Source organism: Sphingobacterium sp. UBA7631, assembly GCF_002483935.1.
GTDB lineage: Bacteria > Bacteroidota > Bacteroidia > Sphingobacteriales > Sphingobacteriaceae > Sphingobacterium > Sphingobacterium multivorum.
In genome coordinates this window covers 1046470-1067871 of sequence record NZ_DLIX01000010.1, presented here as the reverse complement: position 1 = coordinate 1067871, position 21402 = coordinate 1046470, and the positions used below count along the sequence as shown (strand labels likewise).

At 39.8% G+C, this 21402-nt stretch carries 22 protein-coding genes; 16 read left to right on the top strand and 6 right to left on the bottom strand.

What is annotated here, in order from left to right; translation table 11 throughout:
* Window positions 1–160: 160 nt before the first annotated feature.
* The 8 genes from B3P16_RS21120 (at window position 161) to B3P16_RS21085 (ending at window position 7421) form a co-directional block, all read left to right on the top strand.
* A complete protein-coding gene (locus B3P16_RS21120; RefSeq protein WP_286844251.1) occupies window positions 161–1807 on the top strand; it encodes a carboxylesterase/lipase family protein in 1647 nt (548 codons plus the stop codon).
* Between the two features lie 236 nt (window positions 1808–2043).
* Window positions 2044–3177 carry an NAD(P)/FAD-dependent oxidoreductase gene (locus B3P16_RS21115; protein WP_286844249.1) on the top strand — a complete coding sequence of 378 codons (1134 nt, stop codon included), beginning with the start codon at window positions 2044–2046 and terminating at the stop codon, window positions 3175–3177.
* On the top strand, window positions 3168–3881 hold the full coding sequence (locus B3P16_RS21110) for a methyltransferase domain-containing protein (protein ID WP_159332896.1): 714 nt from the start codon (window positions 3168–3170) through the stop codon (window positions 3879–3881). The genes B3P16_RS21115 and B3P16_RS21110 overlap by 10 nt, the downstream gene beginning before the upstream one ends.
* Window positions 3842–4930: a type III polyketide synthase gene (locus B3P16_RS21105; protein WP_286844247.1), complete on the top strand. Its 1089-nt coding sequence runs from the start codon at window positions 3842–3844 to the stop codon at window positions 4928–4930. Before B3P16_RS21110 ends, B3P16_RS21105 begins: the two co-directional genes overlap by 40 nt.
* Before the next feature lie 17 nt (window positions 4931–4947).
* Window positions 4948–5385: a 3-hydroxyacyl-ACP dehydratase FabZ family protein gene (locus B3P16_RS21100; RefSeq protein ID WP_070568678.1), complete on the top strand. Its 438-nt coding sequence runs from the start codon at window positions 4948–4950 to the stop codon at window positions 5383–5385.
* A complete protein-coding gene (locus B3P16_RS21095) occupies window positions 5382–6653 on the top strand; it encodes a beta-ketoacyl-[acyl-carrier-protein] synthase family protein (RefSeq protein WP_286768075.1) in 1272 nt (423 codons plus the stop codon). The genes B3P16_RS21100 and B3P16_RS21095 overlap by 4 nt, the downstream gene beginning before the upstream one ends.
* 4 nt (window positions 6654–6657) lie before the next feature.
* Window positions 6658–6912 (top strand): acyl carrier protein, encoded by a 255-nt coding sequence (locus tag B3P16_RS21090; protein ID WP_112374521.1) that lies wholly within the window; start codon window positions 6658–6660, stop codon window positions 6910–6912.
* Entirely contained in the window at window positions 6909–7421 is a 513-nt protein-coding gene (locus tag B3P16_RS21085; protein ID WP_112374522.1) for a 4'-phosphopantetheinyl transferase family protein, read from the top strand. The genes B3P16_RS21090 and B3P16_RS21085 overlap by 4 nt, the downstream gene beginning before the upstream one ends.
* 17 nt (window positions 7422–7438) lie before the next feature.
* Here B3P16_RS21085 and B3P16_RS21080 read toward each other — a convergent pair whose 3' ends face one another.
* The 4 genes from B3P16_RS21080 to B3P16_RS21065 all read right to left on the bottom strand — a co-directional run bounded on the left by B3P16_RS21080 (window position 7439) and on the right by B3P16_RS21065 (window position 12311).
* Window positions 7439–8497: an alpha/beta hydrolase gene (locus tag B3P16_RS21080; RefSeq protein ID WP_070568666.1), complete on the bottom strand. Its 1059-nt coding sequence runs from the start codon at window positions 8495–8497 to the stop codon at window positions 7439–7441.
* A 173-nt stretch (window positions 8498–8670) separates the two neighbouring features.
* Window positions 8671–9978, bottom strand: a complete 1308-nt coding sequence (locus B3P16_RS21075) for a hypothetical protein (protein ID WP_286844245.1) — start codon at window positions 9976–9978, stop codon at window positions 8671–8673.
* Between the two features lie 129 nt (window positions 9979–10107).
* Complete coding sequence (locus B3P16_RS21070; RefSeq protein WP_286844244.1) at window positions 10108–11391, bottom strand: serine hydrolase domain-containing protein; 1284 nt, start codon at window positions 11389–11391, stop codon at window positions 10108–10110.
* A 95-nt stretch (window positions 11392–11486) separates the two neighbouring features.
* Complete coding sequence (locus B3P16_RS21065; RefSeq protein WP_286754476.1) at window positions 11487–12311, bottom strand: helix-turn-helix domain-containing protein; 825 nt, start codon at window positions 12309–12311, stop codon at window positions 11487–11489.
* A gap of 213 nt (window positions 12312–12524) precedes the next feature.
* On the opposite strand from B3P16_RS21065, the gene B3P16_RS21060 reads away from it, so the two are divergent.
* A complete protein-coding gene (locus tag B3P16_RS21060) occupies window positions 12525–12956 on the top strand; it encodes a class I SAM-dependent methyltransferase (protein WP_286844243.1) in 432 nt (143 codons plus the stop codon).
* Window positions 12944–13336: a hypothetical protein gene (locus B3P16_RS21055; RefSeq protein WP_286844242.1), complete on the top strand. Its 393-nt coding sequence runs from the start codon at window positions 12944–12946 to the stop codon at window positions 13334–13336. The genes B3P16_RS21060 and B3P16_RS21055 overlap by 13 nt, the downstream gene beginning before the upstream one ends.
* Window positions 13337–13363: 27 nt before the next feature.
* Here B3P16_RS21055 and B3P16_RS21050 read toward each other — a convergent pair whose 3' ends face one another.
* Window positions 13364–13762 carry a DUF1801 domain-containing protein gene (locus B3P16_RS21050; protein WP_046675924.1) on the bottom strand — a complete coding sequence of 133 codons (399 nt, stop codon included), beginning with the start codon at window positions 13760–13762 and terminating at the stop codon, window positions 13364–13366.
* A gap of 276 nt (window positions 13763–14038) precedes the next feature.
* Between B3P16_RS21050 and B3P16_RS21045 the strand changes: the two genes are divergently transcribed.
* The 3 genes from B3P16_RS21045 (at window position 14039) to B3P16_RS21035 (ending at window position 19032) form a co-directional block, all read left to right on the top strand.
* Complete coding sequence (locus B3P16_RS21045) at window positions 14039–16126, top strand: DUF7594 domain-containing protein (protein ID WP_286844241.1); 2088 nt, start codon at window positions 14039–14041, stop codon at window positions 16124–16126.
* A gap of 311 nt (window positions 16127–16437) precedes the next feature.
* Entirely contained in the window at window positions 16438–17559 is a 1122-nt protein-coding gene (locus B3P16_RS21040) for a vWA domain-containing protein (protein ID WP_286844240.1), read from the top strand.
* A 6-nt stretch (window positions 17560–17565) separates the two neighbouring features.
* The gene (locus tag B3P16_RS21035; protein WP_286844238.1) at window positions 17566–19032 is read left to right on the top strand and encodes a sigma 54-interacting transcriptional regulator; all 1467 of its coding nucleotides are present in this window, start codon (window positions 17566–17568) and stop codon (window positions 19030–19032) included.
* Between the two features lie 95 nt (window positions 19033–19127).
* Here the strand turns inward: B3P16_RS21035 and B3P16_RS21030 are convergent, their stop codons facing one another.
* Complete coding sequence (locus B3P16_RS21030) at window positions 19128–19850, bottom strand: DUF3667 domain-containing protein (RefSeq protein ID WP_115048112.1); 723 nt, start codon at window positions 19848–19850, stop codon at window positions 19128–19130.
* 315 nt (window positions 19851–20165) lie between these two features.
* Between B3P16_RS21030 and B3P16_RS21025 the strand changes: the two genes are divergently transcribed.
* The 3 genes from B3P16_RS21025 to B3P16_RS21015 are packed head-to-tail and all read left to right on the top strand — an operon-like array spanning window position 20166 to window position 21371.
* Window positions 20166–20582 (top strand): MarR family winged helix-turn-helix transcriptional regulator, encoded by a 417-nt coding sequence (locus tag B3P16_RS21025; RefSeq protein WP_115048114.1) that lies wholly within the window; start codon window positions 20166–20168, stop codon window positions 20580–20582.
* Between the two features lie 17 nt (window positions 20583–20599).
* Window positions 20600–20944 (top strand): GIY-YIG nuclease family protein, encoded by a 345-nt coding sequence (locus tag B3P16_RS21020; RefSeq protein WP_286754482.1) that lies wholly within the window; start codon window positions 20600–20602, stop codon window positions 20942–20944.
* Window position 20945: 1 nt separating this feature from the next.
* A complete protein-coding gene (locus B3P16_RS21015) occupies window positions 20946–21371 on the top strand; it encodes a DUF1330 domain-containing protein (protein WP_070568634.1) in 426 nt (141 codons plus the stop codon).
* Window positions 21372–21402: the final 31 nt, after the last annotated feature.

Below are 21402 nucleotides of genomic sequence, written 5' to 3'. Positions count from 1 at the left end.
AAGCAAGCAAGCAAGCAAGCATCCGGCTGCTGCAGGTATTTGTCTATTGGTTAAGTTTTCTTTAAGTCTTTGTGCTGAAATGTCAGATTATCACGACGGTATAGATTTTATTTTGTATTTTAACTTTAAGAATAAAACCATGGAGTTATAAATGAATGTTATGATGAAAAAGATTTTTTTTACAGTTGTTGGGCTTTTGGTTGCATCGTTTGTTTTCGCCCAAATGCCACAGGTAAAGGTTGAAGAGGGGGTGCTAGAAGGGATTATCTTGTCAAGCGGGGTCGAGTCCTTCCGAGGGATCCCCTTTGCAAAACCCCCAGTAGGCGATCTAAGATGGAAAGAACCGCAAGCTGCTGAACACTGGTCTGGTATCCGTAAAGCAGATCATTTTGGTTATTCTCCGATGCAGAAACCGATCTATGGGGATATGCGATTTCGGTCGCCGGGGATCAGTGAAGACTGTCTATACCTGAATGTATGGCGTCCAAAGAGTCTTCATTCAGGCAAACTTCCTGTTTTAGTTTATTTTTACGGCGGGGGGTTCAATGCTGGTGATGGATCTGAAAATCGTTATGATGGTGAAAGTTTTGCTAAAGAAGGTCTTATTGTCGTTACTGTCAACTATCGTCTTGGTATCTTTGGTTTCTTCGCGCATCCAGCATTAACGGAGGAATCACCGAAACATGCTTCAGGAAATTATGGACTGCTGGATCAGCATGCAGCTTTGGTTTGGGTCAAAAAAAATATAGCTGCATTCGGCGGTGATCCCGATGCGGTCACCATCGGTGGCGAGTCGGCAGGAAGTATGTCTGTTTCCGCTCAAATGACTAGTCCGCTATCCAAGGGGTTGTTTACGCGTGCTATCGGTCAGAGCGGAAGTGTCTTTAACTTACGGTATGGTACAGCCTCTATTACTGAGCAGGAACAACAGGGCCTTGCATTTGCATCGCGGGTAAATGCCACAGGTCTTGATCAACTGCGTGAAATTCCTGCGGCCGAACTTCTAAATAAAGCCAGCGAGCCAGGAGCCTTCACTACCCGTTTGATTGTTGATGGCTATTTTTTGCCGCGATCTCCATTGGCTATTTTTGAAGCCGGGGAGCAATCTAAGGTTCCCTTGCTTGCCGGTTGGACTTCCACGGAAGCTCCCTATATGGCTTACATGGGTAAATCTTACCCATCTCCGGAGAATTATGAGAAGTTGGTAAGAGCACAGTTTGGTGTTAAAGCTGAAGAAGTGCTCAAGGAGTATCCAGGGAAGACCGAGGCAGAAGTCATTGAATCGGCAACTGCATTAGCTAGCGATAATTTTATTGTGTATAGTACTTGGAAATGGCTTGACCTGCAACGAAAGAATAGCGGTAACCCAGTCTTCGTTTATATATTCGGTAAACCGCGGCCACCCATGCAACCGGCATATCGTGATGCACAAACCGGGCTTGCCGGAGGAATTAGCAAGAAATCTACACAAGAAGACAAGGAAAAAAGCCCACAGCCCCTACCGGGAGCTTTCCATGCCAGTGATATCGAATATTTATTGGGAAATCTGCAGAGTAATGATGTTTTTGCCTGGACAGAAGATGATTACAAGGTTTCGAAACTTGGTCAGCAGTACTTTGTTAATTTTATCAAGACGGGTGATCCAAATGGAAAAGGACTTCCAGCCTGGCCGAAAACAACAGCAAAAGATCAGCGAATGAATATCTTGAATTTGAATACCGAGTTGAAAGCTTCTGCTGAAGAATTTCGGAACAGGTATCTTTTTCTGGATAAAATGTTTGTCGACCGTGAATATAAATCCAGATAGTTGCCTTCTTTATTTACGGTCAAATAAAAACCATTTATCGCTAAGGGCTGTTATCATAGAGACTTTTTATAAAAGCGGATAGATGATATTGTCCTGTGCAGGAAAATCCTAGGTCGTGAACAGATTTATTAAGAATCGTCTTTTGAATAGCGGGGGCAACCAATGTAGGAGACCGAAGCATGATTTGTAACGTTGATTTTTTGTAAATGAAACTCATATAGAACAAACTTGGATATATGGTAATACACCCTGATGTGATTATTATAGGTGGCGGCTTGGCTGGACTTACAAGTGCATTGCATCTGTCTAAACAAGGATTCAACGTGACGTTAATCGAAAAACATGATTTTCCTCGTCATAAGGTTTGTGGCGAATATGTTTCGAACGAAGTCTTGCCCTATCTGCATTGGCTACAAGTGGATGTCAAATCGCTCTGTCCAACACATATTCGGGAGCTTGAGTTCACGACAGAAGGTGGGCAGATGAATAGGGTCAGGTTACCCTTGGGTGGAATTGGCATCAGTCGTTACGCGTTGGATGATCTGTTATATCAGCGAGCAAAAGGGGCGGGTTGTACAATTGTTATTGCGACCGTCACAGGCGTATCCTTTAGCAATGATACATTTGCTGTTTCATTTCAAGATCAGGTATTAAGATCAAAAATTGTACTGGGCGCATATGGAAAACGCAGCAATGTGGATCAGCTCTTATCCCGCGATTTTATAACAAAAACCTCTCCGTGGATGGCTGTTAAAGCACACTATTCGGGCGATTTTCCGAATGACCTTATTGCCTTGCATCATTTTGAAGGCGGTTATTGTGGTATTTCTAAGGTCGAAGATGACCAGATAAATTTATGTTATCTGGCCGATGTAAAAACGTTCAAGAGGTATAAAAATGTAGGTGATTATCAAAAGTATGTGTTGTCTAAAAATAGGCATCTTCAGTGTTTTTTTGAAAAGAGTAGACTACTTTTTGACAAGCCGCTTGCAATAAGTCAATTTTCATTTGATCAGAAATCAGCGGTAGAAAACCATATGCTTATGATTGGTGATACGGCCGGTCTTATTCATCCATTCTGTGGAAATGGGATGGCGATGGCGATACATAGTGCAAAAATGGCTTCCGAGCTTATTGTGGACTATTACCATGGTCATATCGATTCGCGCCACCAATTGGAACAGTCCTATATGAATCAATGGAATCGAACCTTTAAAAGACGGCTCTTATTCGGACGACTTCTGTCGGGTGTACTGCGTTATAAAATAGGTACCGCGGTTCTAATGAAGGCTACGATATTTTTTCCAAAAATCTTAAGTTGGATGATAAAACAAACTCATGGAAATGCAAGCTCAATAAAATGGGGATAGACACAAGATATAGAACATCGCAGAATGAGATCATGGACGATTTTCGGCTGGAGGGCGACGAACTTCGCGTCACGCTGGATCGAATTGCAAAGATTAATCGTTTTCTAGGCGGAAATAGCATTACGTTGAATGGTGTGAAAACATTGCTTTCAACCGGCTACAAGAATGAAACAATAACCATTGTGGATATCGGTTGTGGTAATGGGGACATGCTTCGCATGTTAAGCGATTATGGCAATAGACATCATATTAAGCTTTCATTGCTCGGGATTGATGCTAATCCGTATACAATAAATTGTGCAAGGGATCTGTCGAAAGATTATACCAATATATCCTATTTGTGTGCAGATATCTTTGAAGCGAATTTTGAAGATGTCAAGTATGACATTGTTCTGTGTACGCTTACTTTACATCATTTCGACGATGAAGCGATTTTTCGTCTGCTAGATAGCCTGGTCAACGTATCAAAATTGGGGGTCGTCATAAACGATTTACAAAGGAGTAAAATGGCTTACCGGCTTTTTCAAACTATTGCTGTTGTTTTTAGGTTAAATAGAATGACAAAAGTGGATGGGCTTGTTTCCATACTGCGCGGGTTTAAAAAGATTGAGCTTGTACAATTCGCAAAGAGGTTACGGTTAGAACATTACACCATCCAATGGAAATGGGCCTTTCGTTACCAGTGGATAATTTTCAATATATGAATGTTAAAATAATAAATGTTGCCAAGCAACTCCCTAAATACTCTTGTACTACCGTTGATATCCTTCCGCTATTGGATATTTGGCTTCATGGACAGGAACCTCGTTTTATTAAGAAAATCAAGAAACTTTTTGAAGGTGCCGCCGTGGACAGGCGCTATGCGATTATGGATCCGATCGAAGTCTTCACGGCGACATCTTTTGAAGAAAAAAACAATGTGTATTGCCGGGAGGCGATAGCCCTAGGGGAGCAAGCACTTCGTCAGGCCCTTGAACAAACGGGCTGGGATCCCCAGTCTCTGGATTATATCATTACAGTCAGTTGCACTGGAATTATGATCCCCTCTCTAGACGCGTATCTTATTAATAGGATGAAACTCCGACAGGATATTGTGCGGTTACCAGTTACCGAAATGGGTTGCGTTGCCGGTGTTTCAGGTATTATTTATGCTAAAAATTTTCTTCAGGCAAACCCAGGTAAACGTGCTGCGGTTATTGCCGTCGAAGCGCCAACAGCGACTTTTCAGCTGGAAGATTTCTCGATGTCGAATATGGTCAGTGCCGCCATTTTCGGCGATGGTGCAGCTTGCTGTCTGCTTTCATCCTGTGAGGAAAATTGCGGACCTGTAATTCTTGATCAGGAGATGTATCATTTTTATGATGCGGAGGACATTATGGGGTTTAAATTGACCAACACTGGTATGCAGATGATACTGGATGTGGATGTGCCCAATGTGATTGCGTCCCATTTTGATGCAGTTATACATCCATTCCTGAAAAAGAACCAGCTGGAAATTAAAGATATTAATTACATGATTTTTCATCCGGGCGGGAAAAAGATCGTAGCCACAATCGAGGAGATTTTTGCTGAATTTGATAAAGATATTGAAGATACTAAGGCTATACTAGCGGACTATGGTAATATGTCGAGCGCCACGGTACTCTACGTCCTTGAACGTATTATGAAACGTAAGCCTCAAGCCGGTGAATTGGGGTTGATGCTGAGTTTCGGTCCGGGATTTTCAGCACAGCGGGTTTTATTACAGTGGTAACTTACTCATTTTGAACCATGGAATTGAATGCTATACTAGCGAAATTGCCCTACAGGGCCCCATTTTTATTTGTCGATGAGTTGATTCATGTCGATGACGAAGGTGTTGCAGGTACCTATACTTTTGATGAAGATCTGGACTTTTATCGCGGCCATTTTTATGATAGAGCGATTACCCCGGGAGTTATTCTGATCGAAACGATGGCTCAAATAGGTCTGGCCTGTTTGGGAATCTTTCTGCTCAATAAAGACTTAATGCAAGGCTCGTCTATTGCGTTGACTTCTACTGAAATACAGTTTTTAAAACCAGTATATCCAAAGGAGAAAGTCACCGTGTTTTCAAAAAAAATATATTTTAGGTTTGGCAAACTAAAGTGTGCCGTTACGATGAAGAATGAAGCCGGACAGGAAGTTTGTAAAGGGATATTGGCAGGCATGATGACGGAGGAGTTATGAAGAGAGTTGTGATTACTGGACTAGGAGTCGTTGCGCCCAATGGAGTGGGGGTGTCTGCCTTTACTCAGGCCATCAAAGATGGCGTTTCGGGTATTAGACATGATGAACAGCTGGAAAAACTACAGTTTTCCTGCCAGATTGCTGGAATGCCGCAAATATCAGATGATCTTAAAAGGCAATATTTCACTGAACTTGAGCTTAGAGGTTTTAATAGTACAGGCATCTTGTACGGAGTCATTGCTGGAATGGAGGCCTGGACAAATGCAGGTCTTCCTATTGCCGTAAATTCGGCCCCCGATTGGGATAGCGGAACAGTCTTTGGTTCAGGTACATCAGGTATTGATAAGTTTCGCGAGAGTATTTATAAAATTGATGAGCTACAAACCCGCAGACTAGGTAGTACAGTTGTGGCGCAAACAATGAACAGTGGTGTCAGTGCATATTTAGGCGGGAAACTAGGCCTCGGAAATCAGGTGACCACCAATTCCTCGGCCTGTGCTACTGGGACTGAAGCAATTCTAATGGCATATGACCGGATTCGGTCCGGAAGAGCAAAACGCATGCTGGCAGGCAGTACTGGAGATAGTGGGCCTTATATTTGGGGCGGTTTTGATGCACTACGTGTCTGTAGTTCGCAATATAATGACCGCCCTGCGGAAGGGTCGCGCCCAATGAGTGCAACAGCCGCAGGGTTCGTCCCGGGTAGTGGGGCTGGAGCCCTATTACTGGAAGATTTGGAAAGTGCCTTAGCACGCAATGCCGTTATATATGGCGAGTTATTGGGCGGCCAAGTAAACTCTGGAGGACAACGGGGAACAGGCAGTATGACAGCTCCAAACGCTGATGCTGTACGCCGTTGCATTCAAGAGGCCCTAAACAATTCGGGCGTCTCCAAATGGGATGTCGATGCTATAAACGGTCATCTAACGGCAACAGCCAAAGATGCTTTTGAAATAGAAAACTGGACCGAGGCACTTGGGCGTAAAGGGAAAGATTTTCCATGGATAAATTCGCTAAAAGGAATGACTGGGCATTGTCTCAGCGCGGCAGGTAGCATAGAATGCGTGGCCACAGTTTTGCAGTTATTTCATGGATTTTTATTCGGAAACAGTAATTGTACTGATTTACATCCCGAGATCGCAGCACTGATAGATCCATCAAGAGTATCAATACATCAAATTGATGTCAAACCCCAAATTATAGCCAAGGCAAGTTTCGGGTTTGGAGATGTAAATGCCTGTTTAATATTTAAAAAATTTGATAACTAAATTTATGAAGAGAGAAGAATTGATCGGTGCTTTAAAACCAATTATAGCACCCTACACAACAAACGAAGAAGCTTTCGGAAAGCTTACTGAAGAGACTGATTTTATGCGTGATCTACAAATTAATTCAGCCAATTTGGTCGATATTGTACTGGATATCGAAGATCAATTTGGGATCGTTATTGAAAATTCTGATATGGAGCGTATGCTTAATATAGGAGCCGCAGTCGAAATAATCGAAAGCAAGTTACAAGAAAAATGATTGGTAATGACATTATCGATCTGGTTCAGTCCAGAAAAGAGAGTAATTGGAGACGTAGAGGTTTTCTTTCAAAACTATTTAATGAGCAGGAACAACTGTTGATTGTGAACAGTCCAGACCCCGAAATTGTTGTTTGGCTCTTATGGAGTATGAAAGAGGCTGCCTATAAAATATGGAATAGACAGACAGGAATCAGAAAGTACATTCCTTTAAAATTGCGGTGTTCAGTTATTGAACGAACTGCTTGCAAGGCGAGGGGAGAAGTCATCTGCGAAGGAAAAAGGTATTATACGAAGACCATCGTTTCCCCTGATTTTATACATAGCGTAGCAGCTGGCGAATTAGTTCATTTGGACGATATTGTTGAAATCAAAAGAGATGGAATTATTAAAGATTCTCTCGGAGTTCCAAGCCTCGTTCTGAGGGATGGGAAGAGGCGCTTGCCTGTTTCCGTAAGTAACCATGGCCGTTTTGAGCGAATAGTTTCGATTCATAGCCTATTGACTTAATTAGACGAGCGACCATCTTATTGTACTTGGATGGATTCCTCCCGAAGCATCTGTTTGAATTTGGGATCTCGGATATAACGACTAAAGTCATGGCTTGACATTCCTGTGAAATCAGTCATCGAAAAGATGGTATAATTTTTCTTAAGTGCGTTAAAACTTTCCTCTTTATATCCCAGATCTGTTGGATTAAGTTTATTCGATAAGAATCCAAAAAACTTCTTCAACATCTTATCCGTACCATTTATGGTGATATGTATTTTCTTAACCTGGGAGCTCAGTTCCACAAATTTTTTGGTGTTAGTTGTTGTATCGGTATACTGAAATTCGGAAAGCCCTATGGCTGGCGCCAACATAATACAGGTAATCCTGTTTTTGTTTTCCAATAAAGGTTTTGCCCGCTCGATATCGACCTTATGAATGTCTTTGGCCTGAGCGGAAAAAGAACTGTTGTATTCCGGATTCGAAATAGCACTCATCACCACAGATGCTCCACGACTGTGAGAGATAATGAAGACATCTTTATCGGCCATATTATTCAGTATACGTCTCAATCCAAATTCACCGGCCATCTGGCTAAAGGAGGCTGCGGAAAACCAGTTTTTTGCAGATCGAAACGGAGAGGTTGATCGTAAACCATCCCAATAAAAGCGAATAATTTCGTCGGTTTTGGGATTTGTAACGATATGATCGGCAATATATTTATATTGTTTTACAACGGATTCTTCATCGGCATTAAAGCCATGAACTAAAATGAACACACGTTTTTTTGGTGCAATGCGTTTTGACAGACGCAGCATGTTACCGCGTTCAAAAGCAAGTAACTGTTCGCGGTCGCCTCTGTCGGTGGCAATCTTCATCAGTGAATAAGGGTCTCTAGCAGCTTTATTCGAGGGGATGCCATAACTTTTCTTCCAATTATCGGGGTAGAAATTTCCATTCTGATCCACAAATGAATACCATAAATTGGGATCTACACCAGTATTGGGAGATGCCGAATCAGGAAGGTTATGAATAAGACCACACGAGGCGAACAAGGTGATAATGAGGATGAAGTAGAAAAAATATCTTTTGTTCATATGCTTTATTTCCTTCTATATCAGAATTTTATTTTCACTAGGATCCAATGGCTATCAAATTGGATGTATTTCTACAAAAATTCATTTCATGTAATATAGTCATTATTTTGGATAGCAAAAAGCAAGTCCGCATTTCGTCTGCTTATTATTTTTCCTAATTTATCTGGATGAAGCTAAGGATCTATTCTTTTAATCAAATAAAGCCTATTGCGTCGACTGGTGAAAAGCTGGTAATTTAAAGCCGCATTTGAGTAGTAACCATAGTTATGAAATTGTTCCGTATCCTCAAAAGTCAGCGCTCCAATATTCTTACCATTGATTTCAATCTGAGACCAATGCCACTCCTCATCAAGATATAAATGATCTTTAAATTTTAAGGTGTCGTTTTCGACAACAAGGTGTGAGAAAAGGCAACCTCGCCAACGATCGCCTTGCTCATATTTTCCGCTGTTCACATCCTGTCGATTGCGAATACGCCTGATTTTTTGGTAATAAACCGATTGAATATTGGCGGGGGAATGATTCGTGACCCATTCATTCTTGTCCCAGTGTCCGAAAAGGTCATTTACTGTACGCCCTCTAGACACAGTTTGCAGATTTAAATTACCATCATCCGATATATTTTCACAGAATATATGCCATTTACCGTCCATGAAATACGTTTTTTTTGAGTAGCTTTTCGAATTGCTGTGTTCGAAATCATAGATTCGCTCAGAAAGAAAATACTGTGCTTTACGATCGATATCATCTAGTTGTTGGCGTTGTTGATCCGCAGTCCAGTTGAGATCGGCATTGCGTATTTCAATGCTGTTTTTTGTGGTATCACCATCTAATGGCCAGCTACGAAAGTAATGTTTTCCTATGTTGATCAGATAGCCCTCGAAAAGAATCTCTGTATCCTTATCTTCATCCTGTGTGTAAGAATATTGATCGATCTGCTTGCCGTTTTTGTCCAATTTATAAAACATATGGATGGTTGGTTCTGTATCGTTAGCGTTTTTAGCCTTGCTCAAACTATGGATGATTAATTCGTTGTTCTTTGTCAAAAACTGATCAATAGGATTACTACTCGCCTTGAAAAGAATGATTTCATGTCGTCCAAATCTATTTTTGGTGTTATTGATATCGAGATATTGCCCGTATTTTTTCGGGAGTGTCGACGAGTGAAAGAAGTTTTGAATCCTAATATCGATATCAAAAATACCATTTGTATATATAATTGTACCGGCTATCAGCATACATCCCAGTAGATAATATTTCAAAGTACTGGTATCTTTTAACAGCAGATAGAAATAGCAAAATACCCAGCTCAGTATAAATGCAAGCGGCGAAAAAATAATATAATCCAGCTTCACATTGTTGCCTGCATCAAAAATAAAAAAACTGATGAGATAGGCTGCCATAAACACTAGGCATCCGAAAAAAGACTTTAATAAAGGACTCTTTTTAGCTTTCTCCGGATTTTGATCTGTCTGTTGCACGATGTTATAATTTAGGATAGTTTGTATACTATTTAACACTGGACTGATAAGGGCGTAATTTAATTTTTTTCTTTAAGGTTTCAAAGAGTCGATTACACATTTGATGCTAAAAGCATGCATATGGGTTCATTAATTTTTATTGGTCCTTGGGAAAACTTCCTTAACGCCACCTTTTGTTAAAATAAGGGAATTGTAAATTCCTGTTTTGTCTCTAACAAACTCGATTGTTCTGTCGTTGTCGTCTGCCCTGAAAAATTTTGTTTTAGACTCGGGAATGAGTTCAGTATCCGCATCGTTATAGTAGAGTTTGCCTGTAATTTTTAATATATGTATTTTCCCATATTCACCTGCATAGTTATCGTACAGCGTCGTATCTATTTTGGTGGGATAATGTTTATAGGGAAGCTCTACTTCTTTACCCAGCGCAATCGCAGACAGTCCATACCCGATGATATGGGCGGGGGAGCCGTTGTTGGAAAGGACAGTGACAAAGAGTTTGTCCTCAGTAAATCGATTAAAAGAAGTCATTGTACCAAAGAATCCGCCATCATGTGCAATCAAATAATGTCCATGATTGTAAAATGGATTGATGATAAATCCATAGCCCCAATTTTCAGCGCTATATGGTGTAAACATTTTTTCTTTCATTGCTGCCGATAGAATCGTTGTTCCATAGAGTGCTTTGTCCCAAATGGCTAAATCTTCAACGGTTGAATAAATGCCATCGTGGCCCAGGTTGATCTCCCAGTTGATATGGGGATTATGGATAAAACCTTCTGCATTATGATAATATACTTTTGCTTTTTTCGTGACGATGGAATCATTATTACTGACTCCGGTGTTACTCATGCCAGCTTTATCAAATATGTTTTTCTTTAAGAAAGAAGCGTAATGCTCACCTGAGACCTTTTCAATAATCTTTGCTAACAAATAATAACCGATATTACTATAGGCGCTTTTCGTTCCCGGTGAGCATTCGAAAGGAATTTTCTTGATGGCGGCATAAGCAGAATCGCTACTTATACTACTTAATGCGATTTCTTTGAAACCCATAGCAAGTCCTGAGGTGTGTGACAGCAACATGTGGATACTTATACTATCGGCTTTTGGATAATCGGGGAAAAACTTACTGAGTTTATCGTTTAGCGATAATCTTCCGCTGTCTACGAGCTGTAAAATAGCAGCCGCGGTAAATTGTTTTGTGACCGATGCCAACTGAAACTTCGTATCGATCGTATTTTTGATCTTCCATTCATAATCTGCTAAACCGTAGGCTTTTTTTAATAAAATCGCGCCGTTTTTCGTGACAAGAACTGTTCCACTAAAATTATTTACATCGGCTTGTGCCTGCATATAGGTGGCAAGTTTGGCTGATGTTTTTTCTTGTGCCACAAGAAAAATTGGACAAAACATAAGTAACATTAAAAGCTTCATAGCGTATGGTATAAATAATTATGGAGCAATGTTACTGTTTAATAAAATAGTGTGATTGTATTTTTGTAAACCTGCTAAATAAAAATCCATTTTATTTGGTCCCGTTCAAGATCAGCTATTTTGGAAAAGAAAATTTTTGGTGTAAACCCTGTTAATTTTTTAAAATCTCTGATCATGTGGGACTGATCGAAATAATCCAGGTTATAAGACAGACCTATTTTGTTGCCATCTTCGAGGTGACTTTGAATCGCAGCTCGAAATCTAATGATTTTTTTGAATTGGGAAGGTGTTTTACAGATATGTTGATCGAATTGCTTATTTATGGTTGTTCTCGATCTTCCTGTTTTTAGCGAAAATTCTGACATCGATTGATTGAGGTTACTTGTATCTAGCATTTCGGTGATTATGTTTTCGAGCAATGCATTTTCAAATAGCCAAAATTTTGATATCCAATACTCTTCTAAGGCCTTGATTCGCTCGTCTTGGTTATCAATGGAAAGGATAGATGTCATCGCGTTTTTATAATCCAGGTGCGGATTAAAATCGGGAAATGTTCCGCTGTTATAATAGCTTAAATCATTGGGTATAAAAGCATTTATCCCAAGAGGTTTGAAGTAAGTGGTAATTTCATTTATTTTTCCCTCATAACTCACTAAAACAGGTTCATTAAAATTGCATACAAGGTTTGTTTCTATCGAATTGGACGGACAATGCTTCGTAATGACCTCATTTGGGCTTACCTTAGTTTTGGTCTGCTCACTTATCGTCACTATGGTGTAAATGCTCGGAAACGTAAAATATGCCGTCGCTTTTTCTTCGTGAGTTTTCTCAAGTACATAGAAGCATTCAATATATTTTTTTAGAAGTAAGCTCTTTGGTCTATATATTTTTATCGTCATTTATTCTTCATGTAAATAGGTGTTATTCATACATCATCTTTTTAAACTTGGATGTATTGGATAATCGATTTAAATATAGAGAACCTTTATGATAATTTTTACCGAGCTTAATTTCTTAAAACACTTATTTTTAAATTGGGGAAAAGATGAATCCGATAGCATTCAATTTTTAGTGTACTTTAGTCGTTAATTAACCGTTTAATAAAAAACCAAATGAACGATTTGAATCCAGAAGAAAATTACATCGCAATAAACAAACACTCGTGGAATAATAGAACAGATACACATCTAAAATCAGACTTTTACAATCTAGCAGGATTTTTAAAAGGGGAGACTTCGCTAAATTCAATCGAATTGGCGTTATTGGGTGATATCAGCGGAAAAAAAATATTACACCTACAATGTCATTTCGGACAGGATACAATTTCTTTGAGTAGACTTGGTGCCAAAGTTACTGGTGTTGATCTATCCGACAAGGCTATTGAAAGTGCCCGAGAAATTGCTAAAGAAACGAATGCAGATGTACAGTTTATCTGTTGTGATTTGTATGAGCTTGAGAATCATCTTGACGGACAATTTGATCTGGTCTTTACCAGCTATGGAACGATTACTTGGTTACCGGATTTAGATAAATGGGGAAAATAATTTCACGTTTCTTGAAACCGAAAGGGAAGTTTATTTTTGTCGAGTTTCATCCAGTTGTTTGGATGTTCGATGATAATTTTGACAAAATTGGCTATAATTATTTTAATGTTGCTCCAATTGTTGAAACCGAGCAGGGAACCTATGCCGATAAAGATGCAGCTATTTCGCAGTCCTATGTTACCTGGAATCATAGTATGAGTGAGGTCGTTGGAGCTTTACTCCATCATGGGCTAAACATTCAAGACCTGAACGAATTTGACTATTCACCTTATCCCATTTTTAAAAACATGACAGAACTAGATCCTAAAAAATTCAGAATAGCCCATTTGGGAAATAAAATTCCGATGGTCTATGCTATTGTTGCGCGTAAAAGTGAATAAATAGAATTCTGGGAATTGACCAGGTACTTATTTCTTTTTCAAATAACGATTTATCATGGGGCTAAAATCTATTTTGGATGAAGCCTGAATATGTTCTGCCAATACGGATGCGGGAAATTCATCCAATGTTTTGAAATTAATACAGCCTTTTTGAAATTTAGCCTTGGGTAATTTTAATTTTAGTTCTTCCATTAATTCGGGGTTAGTATAGATAACCAAGGAATGGAACGAAATGTAATTCTTTGCGACTGTTAGCCCGTATTTAAATACGCCCTGTTCATTAAAGCTAATCGCATTAGGGTTTGACATGAATTTTCCGAAGCTCTCAGAGACGGTATTGTCATTTTCTGTTATCGCTTTCCGGAATTGACGGATGACCTCTTGCTCCGTTTCCGAAAGTGTATTGATATACTGATCTATTTCCATAATATCGTATTGTTCTTAAGGGCTGTAGTTATTAGCTAAAAGTATCAAATTTTCTTCTATATCGATGTAGGTCAGCATAAAAAGATGCATTGATTTATCTTGGTTACATGTTGACCTGCCTTTAAAATTTTACCCCTCTTTATTTCAGATTTTACCCCCTGTGGTTGGCAAGTTATTTATAATTTAATGTTATTAATCAAATTATACAATTCGTATTCGTTGGAATAAGGAATACGTCTGCAAGAATTATAACATTTATAAACTAAAAACAGCATTATGAGAAAATTTATGATGGTGATTTCTATTGGAATCATTGGGCTATTGAGCTGCCAAAAGTCTGTTCAACTAGATTCTCCGACATCACTAAAAACAAAGGCGAAGGTAAATCTAGCAAGTATAGGTAATACTTACTATATAGATCCCAGCGGAAACGATGATAGCACAGGAACGAGCACAACTGCAGCATGGAGAACGCTGGCCAAAATTAATGCCTCGGTTTTTGGCCCTGGTGATCGTATTTTGTTCAAGAGTGGTGGTGTATGGAATGACACGTTGCATATGAAAAATTCGGGAACGGCTGAGGCTCCTATTATTATAGATAAATATGGCGGCGATGTTCGTCCGATTATCAACGGTGGTGGAAAGAGAAACGGATCAAATGCACTATACCTCAATAAGGTGTCTTATTTTGAGGTAAATAACCTCGAACTGACAAATACAATCCCAAGCGGAACAAGTTATGCTGCTACGGGGATCCGCGTGGTTGGAGGCAGTTCTGCAGGAACAGCAATCAGCAATGTCTCCGTTAGAAATTGTTATGTTCACGACGTCAATGGTGCGATCGATGGACAGACCAATTATAACAAAAGCTCTGGCGGGATTATCTTAGACGGTAAAATATACAGTGCTTTGGTACAAAGTTGCCACGTAGCCAATTGTTCCGTTGAAGGGATAAGGACCACTGGCGATAGGGCTATGGCAGCAAGATCAAAAGATATTATTATCGATAACAATTTGATTGAATATATCTACGGCGACGGAATCGTTATGTCCGGCGTGACGGGAGGAAGTAAAATCACACACAATACGGTCTATAAGGCATGTATGAACACAGGCTCTGAAAATTATGCGGGTATTTGGACAATTGGTAGCTTGAATACGCTGGTGGCTTATAATGAAGTTTACGGTATGACAGGTGGGGGCGCTAACGATGGAGTCGCGTTCGATGCCGATGGCTATGATACCAATTCAGTAACCGATGGAGATATTTTCGAATACAATTATTCGCATGATAACAACGGCGGATTTATGCTTTTTATGAACCAGTCTAAGAATATTAAAGTTCGCTATAACGTTTCTGTTAACGATATCGGTACAACACGGTTAAAAAAGCTCTTTTTGATCGAAAAAACGACATACGATTCCCGTGAGATTTATAATAATGTATTCTATATCAAAAATCCAACCGCCAGCCTGTTTAACGTCATGAATGGCGTAAGTTCAGGAAAGCCTTATGCAACATTTTCAAATAATATTTTTTACACGACCTCGACCATTAGTAGTTTGTCTACCCAAGCCGATAACGGACTGAAGTTTAACAATAATTGTTTATTCCCGTCGAGTACATTTACGTCATTGAACTGGGGAACTACCGTGCGGAACAACAATTTCTATGAAGATCCGGTATTTGTCAATCCAATCGGTGGAAACGGCCTTGACGCTGCAAAAGGTTATGATGTCGGTTCCAGTTCGGCCGCCCTTAATGCTGGTGTATTTATAAGTAACAATGGGGGCGAGGACTTCGCTGGAAACGCACTGCCATTGGGTAATCCAGACGTTGGAGCGTTTCAGCATGCTGTTGTAGCCAATGCCGGAAGCTCTCTTGCCGATGCCTATGTCCGCAACGGTACCTATGCAAGTACAAATTATGGAACTACAACTGACCTTGTCATCAAATCCGACGCTACATCTTACGCACGTAAAGCATATACTAAATTTGATATTTCGATGATTACTAAACCTAAAGTGAGTTCGGCAAAATTAAAAATGTATGTTGCAGGAGTGAATACAGCACCACGACGTACTATTAATATTTATACAACCTCCACGACATCTTGGTTGGAAAATAGCATTAATTGGAACAATGCACCAATGGATACTGTACTTGTCGGTAAAATTCCTATTTCTGGGATAGGTTTACAGACCATCGACGTCACTTCGGCCATTAACAGATTGCTGACCGGCACTGATCGTAAAGCATCCTTTCTATTTTTAAATACAGCTGCGACCTCTTCTACAAATGATATGTCTTTTAGTAGTAGGGAAGCTGCCGCCAATAAACCGACTTTGGAACTGCTCTATTAAGCTGGTACTTATTCAGGTAATTCTATCCTATTTGTGGAATAACCAAATCAAGAAGCCGCAGAGAATACCAATTCTCTGTGGCTTTTTACGCTTTCCCAATAGCGCTTTATGCTATCACCCAAAAAATCGGGCTAAGTAAACAAGACTGCTATTAATTATAGTGTACATTATTTTTTATGCGTCATACTATAGCCAGTTTTTGAAGTTAAATGGACATACGGTGCTCACAAAAATTATTATTTCGTAAATTCATACTATGAAGCATCCGATACAGGAGTTGGATAGCTTCTTCATACTAATAAGAGGAATGCATGAAAAGCACGAAACGAAGGAAAGGTTTTCTTTTCAAACAATATGAAGAGCCGTTTCAAACGCCTTTTGATAAATTATTTGACATTTTCAAAGAACTGATTACCCATACCTCTGGTGATTTTGATGAAGCCATTGACTGGCTTAGGCAATTGGATAAAGAGTTCAAACTGACGACGCCAGCCTATACGATAGACGATTTCATTGCGGATCTGAAGAATAAAGGTTATATCAGGGAAAAAGTGGAGTTTGGTGGTGAAGGTGGCGTAGATATTACCTCAAAGCTGGAGAAAGCTTTGCGTCAGCATGCCTTGGACCAGATATTTGGGAAAATGAGGAAAGGGAAATCAGGCAATCATAAAACCAATCACCAGGGACGGAGTGACGAAAATATGGGCGATTTCAGAAACTATCAGTACGGAGATAGCCTGGAGATAATAGTTTTGACAGAGAGCTTGAAAAACGCACAGATCAATCATGGGATAGGTGAGTTTGTCTTATCCGAAAATGATCTCGTCGTAGAAGATACACAGTTTAAGTCACAGATGAGTACAGTGTTGATGATCGATATCAGCCACAGTATGATTTTATACGGCGAGGATCGGATCACACCTGCAAAAAAAGTGGCGATGGCTTTATCAGAACTTATTTTGACCCGTTACCCGAAAGACTCACTTGACGTCATTGTTTTCGGAAACGATGCATGGCCTATCGCGATAAAAGACCTGCCTTATTTGCAAGTTGGACCATTTCATACCAATACCGTCGCGGGCTTAAAGCTAGCGATGGACTTGCTAAGGCGAAAACGGCATGCGAATAAGCAAATTTTTATGATAACCGACGGGAAACCGAGCTGTTTAAATATGCCGGACGGCACTTACTATAAGAATCCTATGGGTTTGGATCCTTTTATCACCAGCAAATGCTATAGTATGGCTGCGCAGGCTCGAAAGTTGGGAATACCAATTACAACCTTTATGATTGCTTCGGATCCTTATCTACAGCAATTTGTCGACGAGTTTACAGCTTCAAATCAAGGGAAGGCTTATTACACGGGACTTGGGGATCTAGGTGAAATGATCTTTGAGGATTACGAAGAAAATCGAAAAAAAAGAATACGATAAGAATATATGGATTACACGAAGATTACAACATTTGGTGCATTAAAAACTTCGGGTTATAAACCTAAAACAATAAAAGAAGAATTGCGTCAGAATCTGATTACAAAAATAAAGGCGGGTGAAACCGTGTTCAATGGGGTACATGGTTATGAAGATACCGTAATTCCAGAACTTGAAAGAGCAATACTTTCCAAACACAACATTAATTTCTTGGGCCTTCGCGGTCAGGCGAAAACACGTCTCGCTAGGCTCATGGTCAACTTATTGGATGAATATGTGCCTGTGGTTCAAGGTTCAGAGATTAATGATGATCCGTTTAACCCCATATCGCGTTATGCGATAGAGTTGCTGAAGGAGAAAGGCGACGATACACCGATAAGCTGGCTTGGTAGAGGTGATCGTTTTGCGGAGAAACTGGCTACGCCTGATGTGACGGTAGCTGATTTGATCGGTGATGTAGATCCCATCAAAGCCGCAAATTTAAAACTGAGCTATGCAGACGATCGGGTGATTCATTTTGGTATGATTCCTCGGGCAAACCGTTCTATATTTGTCATTAATGAGCTACCTGATCTTCAAGCTAGAATCCAGGTAGCCCTCTTCAATATATTACAGGAGGGAGATATTCAGATCCGCGGTTTTAAGTTACGCTTGCCGTTAGATGTACAATTTATATTCACAGCGAATCCGGAGGATTATACCAATAGAGGAAGTATTGTGACGCCGCTGAAAGATCGCATTGGATCGCAGATACTTACACATTACCCCGCATCGGTTGAGATAGCAAAGGCAATTACTGCGCAGGAGGCGAACTTGGAAGCGGCCCAGAAGGAGCAGATATATGTCCCGGAGCTGGCTAGGGAATTGATTGAGCAGATAAGCTTTGAAGCACGAAATAGTGAATATGTTGATGAAAAGAGCGGCGTGAGTGCGCGTATGAGCATTACAGCATTTCAAAACTTATTAAGTACCGCTGAATTACGCATGCTCCGAAGTGGGAAACAAGCAACTGCAGTACGGCTGAGTGATTTTATGGGTATTGTGCCTGCGATAACCGGCAAAGTTGAGCTCGTTTATGAAGGCGAGCAAGAAGGAGCGGGTGTCGTTGCAGTGCAGCTGATAGAAAACGCGATTAAAAGCCTTTTCCCGATTTTATTCCCAAAAATTGAGAAACTGGAAAGAGAAAACGAGCGTTATCCCTACGATGATATTGTTCGTTGGTTTTCGGAGTCAGAAGGAATCGAATTATCTGATGAACTCAACGATTTGGCGTACGGGCAGGTTTTGGATCAAGTGAAGCCTATCCATGCTTTAATTCAGCAATACCAACCGGAAACGAAACCCGAAGATCTCCATTTTCTGACTGAATTCGTTTTATGGGGACTTACCCTCAACAATAAATTAAGTAAATATAGACTGGGGTCCGGCCTTCAGTTTCAAGATAATTTTCAGGGATATCTGAGAAATAATCTGTAACAGGCAACGAGTAATAGGATGGGTAAGTTTACAGCGCAAACTTACCCATCATGTTATTTTAAAAGGTTTCACAAGGACGGAAAAAGGAGGATAACCTATCTTTTCATTAAAATTAAGTCTATCGATAGACCAATAATAACCACGACAACAGTAAATGACAGATAACCTAAAATATAAACAGCGAGCGCTTTTAAATAACTGGGTATTTTGTAGGGGTCGAAAAATTGTCCAATAGCCCAAACGCTATATACCATAGCGACGATGCTAGCCTGTACCATAACACCTGTATGTGTTACACCTTCAACTAATGCAAAAATAGTATAGATCAACATCGTGATTCCCAAAATAAAACACAGCAGGATAACAATTTCAAAAAAATTAAAACCGTATTTATTGAAAAATAGTTTCGCCCAAAAAGCTATAAACAATCCTATCATGATATTGGCGTAACCATAGTGATCCTGGATCCAGAGGTATATCGAACCCGTAGTAGAATGTTGGGATTCGTAATAGCTCACATATTTGTCGTTTACATGAAAAAAATGGCTTACTACAGAGTATATCAGCGAGGTGATGATGATAAAAATAATGGGTTTTACCAGGCGACTCCTGTTCTCGGCAATATATTTTTTTACATTTTTTCCGGGTGTAGTAATGAGTTCACGAATCGTGTACAAGATGCCGCGCTCGAAATGAAGGACATGTTCAATCTCGTGGACGATATAATGCGCATCAATTCTTTTAAGGACCGCTGGCTGTCCGCATTTCGGACAGAAATTCAGCGTTATATCTGTCCCACAGTTTTTGCAATTTGTCATATTTATACTATGCTATAGGTAATAAATTTGTTAATATTTGAGGATTCTTTCCTTTCCATGTTCTGAAAATCGTTGGCTTTAGCCCCCTGTCGATTAGAATTTGTCCAAAAATATTATAGATTATGTCAATCAAGGCTACACCTAAGTGTAGTTTTATACCAACCAACTTCTCTCGTAAGGAAAATAGATTTATTGCGCTGTCGTGCGCGCTGTTGGCAGAATCTTTTATTCTATTCGGCCATTTAAATAAAACTGTTATATTTGCATAATACTTGACTACTCAAGTATTGTGCAAATAACAAGAACAATAATATTATGAATGCGATTAATACGATTCTGAACATTGTAAAAGTTCAATCTGTCATCACCAAAAAGTTTGATGGGTTGAGCTTGCATGGACTAAGTCTGACAGACTTTATGATCCTACATATTTTAAGCCAGGTTCCCGGTAACCGGCTACGGCGAATTGATCTGGCTGAAAGTACCGGTTTAACAGCCTCAGGAATTACACGGATTATTTCCCCCATGGAAAAGATGGGGCTTGTTGTAAAAGAGCACAATGATAGAGATGCCCGGGTCAGTTATGTGAAGCTTACGGCGGCTGGTGATCGAATTTTAAAGGAGGCGACTGTTACAGCTGAGCACATCGCCAATAAGCTATTGGACGGAATGGCCGTAACAGATCTCCTTATTTTTGCTGCGCAATTGAAGTCATTGGGCGGAGATTTATAATTTTAATTTAAAAACACATGAACAAAATAGATAAAAAGCAATTGAAAGCCGAATTCTTGGACAGTAAACCATTGATGGGAGTGTTAACAATTTACAATAGGGCCGAAAATAAAACATATATCGCAGATAGCCTGAATTTAACGGCTCTTTCCAACAGAATCAGATTTATGTTAAACATGGGGCAATTTGACAATAAAAACTTACAGGCGGATTGGAACCAATTGGGCGAGGGAAATTTCCTGTTTGAAAATGCAGTTATTATTCCATTTGAAAACGACAAAATCATTGATTATAAAAGAGTCATACATCATGCTGCAACTGAGTTGAAGAGTAAAGTGAGTGAAACAACAAGTATCTATTGATATGGCAAGAAAGACGTATTTGTATCCGAGTTATGAAGCCGGAAGGAATCTGGCATTGAAAAATATCCAAGGCCCCATTGTCAATCTCAATTTAATTCAGTTGAGGAAAATCGCAGACTATACTAATTTTCCGGAGATTGCGCCAATCAAAGAAATTTCGGGATACGATGCTTTCATGAATTATATAAAGCTAGCCAAACCTTTTGTGGAAGAAAGCGGCGGTGAGCTACTTTTTGTTGGGCATGGTGACCAGTTTCTGATAGGCCCCGATCAGGAGCAGTGGGATATTTGTCTGCTTATCAAACAGCGAAGTGTGTCCGATTTTTTTTCATTTGAACAAAATCCAGCGTATATGAAGATTATAGGGCATCGTACTGCAGCAATCTTGGATTCAAGACTTTTACCCCTGGAAAATGTCCCGTTTTAAACGGTACTTACCATAAAAATATCGCCTATTT

Excerpts from the sequence above, each read along its gene's own strand:
- B3P16_RS21025 (WP_115048114.1), top strand. The coding sequence starts at position 20,166 with ATGAATGCGATTAATACGATTCTGAACATTGTAAAAGTTCAATCTGTC.
- B3P16_RS21060 (WP_286844243.1), top strand. The coding sequence starts at position 12,525 with ATGAACGATTTGAATCCAGAAGAAAATTACATCGCAATAAACAAACAC.
- B3P16_RS21065 (WP_286754476.1), bottom strand. The coding sequence starts at position 12,311 with ATGACGATAAAAATATATAGACCAAAGAGCTTACTTCTAAAAAAATAT.
- B3P16_RS21040 (WP_286844240.1), top strand. The coding sequence starts at position 16,438 with ATGAAAAGCACGAAACGAAGGAAAGGTTTTCTTTTCAAACAATATGAA.
- B3P16_RS21030 (WP_115048112.1), bottom strand. The coding sequence starts at position 19,850 with ATGACAAATTGCAAAAACTGTGGGACAGATATAACGCTGAATTTCTGT.
- B3P16_RS21050 (WP_046675924.1), bottom strand. The coding sequence starts at position 13,762 with ATGGAAATAGATCAGTATATCAATACACTTTCGGAAACGGAGCAAGAG.
- B3P16_RS21035 (WP_286844238.1), top strand. The coding sequence starts at position 17,566 with ATGGATTACACGAAGATTACAACATTTGGTGCATTAAAAACTTCGGGT.
- B3P16_RS21020 (WP_286754482.1), top strand. The coding sequence starts at position 20,600 with ATGAACAAAATAGATAAAAAGCAATTGAAAGCCGAATTCTTGGACAGT.
- B3P16_RS21085 (WP_112374522.1), top strand. The coding sequence starts at position 6,909 with ATGATTGGTAATGACATTATCGATCTGGTTCAGTCCAGAAAAGAGAGT.
- B3P16_RS21120 (WP_286844251.1), top strand. The coding sequence starts at position 161 with ATGATGAAAAAGATTTTTTTTACAGTTGTTGGGCTTTTGGTTGCATCG.
- B3P16_RS21100 (WP_070568678.1), top strand. The coding sequence starts at position 4,948 with ATGGAATTGAATGCTATACTAGCGAAATTGCCCTACAGGGCCCCATTT.
- B3P16_RS21070 (WP_286844244.1), bottom strand. The coding sequence starts at position 11,391 with ATGTTTTGTCCAATTTTTCTTGTGGCACAAGAAAAAACATCAGCCAAA.
- B3P16_RS21095 (WP_286768075.1), top strand. The coding sequence starts at position 5,382 with ATGAAGAGAGTTGTGATTACTGGACTAGGAGTCGTTGCGCCCAATGGA.
- B3P16_RS21080 (WP_070568666.1), bottom strand. The coding sequence starts at position 8,497 with ATGAACAAAAGATATTTTTTCTACTTCATCCTCATTATCACCTTGTTC.
- B3P16_RS21045 (WP_286844241.1), top strand. The coding sequence starts at position 14,039 with ATGAGAAAATTTATGATGGTGATTTCTATTGGAATCATTGGGCTATTG.
- B3P16_RS21090 (WP_112374521.1), top strand. The coding sequence starts at position 6,658 with ATGAAGAGAGAAGAATTGATCGGTGCTTTAAAACCAATTATAGCACCC.
- B3P16_RS21115 (WP_286844249.1), top strand. The coding sequence starts at position 2,044 with ATGGTAATACACCCTGATGTGATTATTATAGGTGGCGGCTTGGCTGGA.
- B3P16_RS21055 (WP_286844242.1), top strand. The coding sequence starts at position 12,944 with ATGGGGAAAATAATTTCACGTTTCTTGAAACCGAAAGGGAAGTTTATT.
- B3P16_RS21015 (WP_070568634.1), top strand. The coding sequence starts at position 20,946 with ATGGCAAGAAAGACGTATTTGTATCCGAGTTATGAAGCCGGAAGGAAT.
- B3P16_RS21110 (WP_159332896.1), top strand. The coding sequence starts at position 3,168 with ATGGGGATAGACACAAGATATAGAACATCGCAGAATGAGATCATGGAC.
- B3P16_RS21105 (WP_286844247.1), top strand. The coding sequence starts at position 3,842 with ATGGGCCTTTCGTTACCAGTGGATAATTTTCAATATATGAATGTTAAA.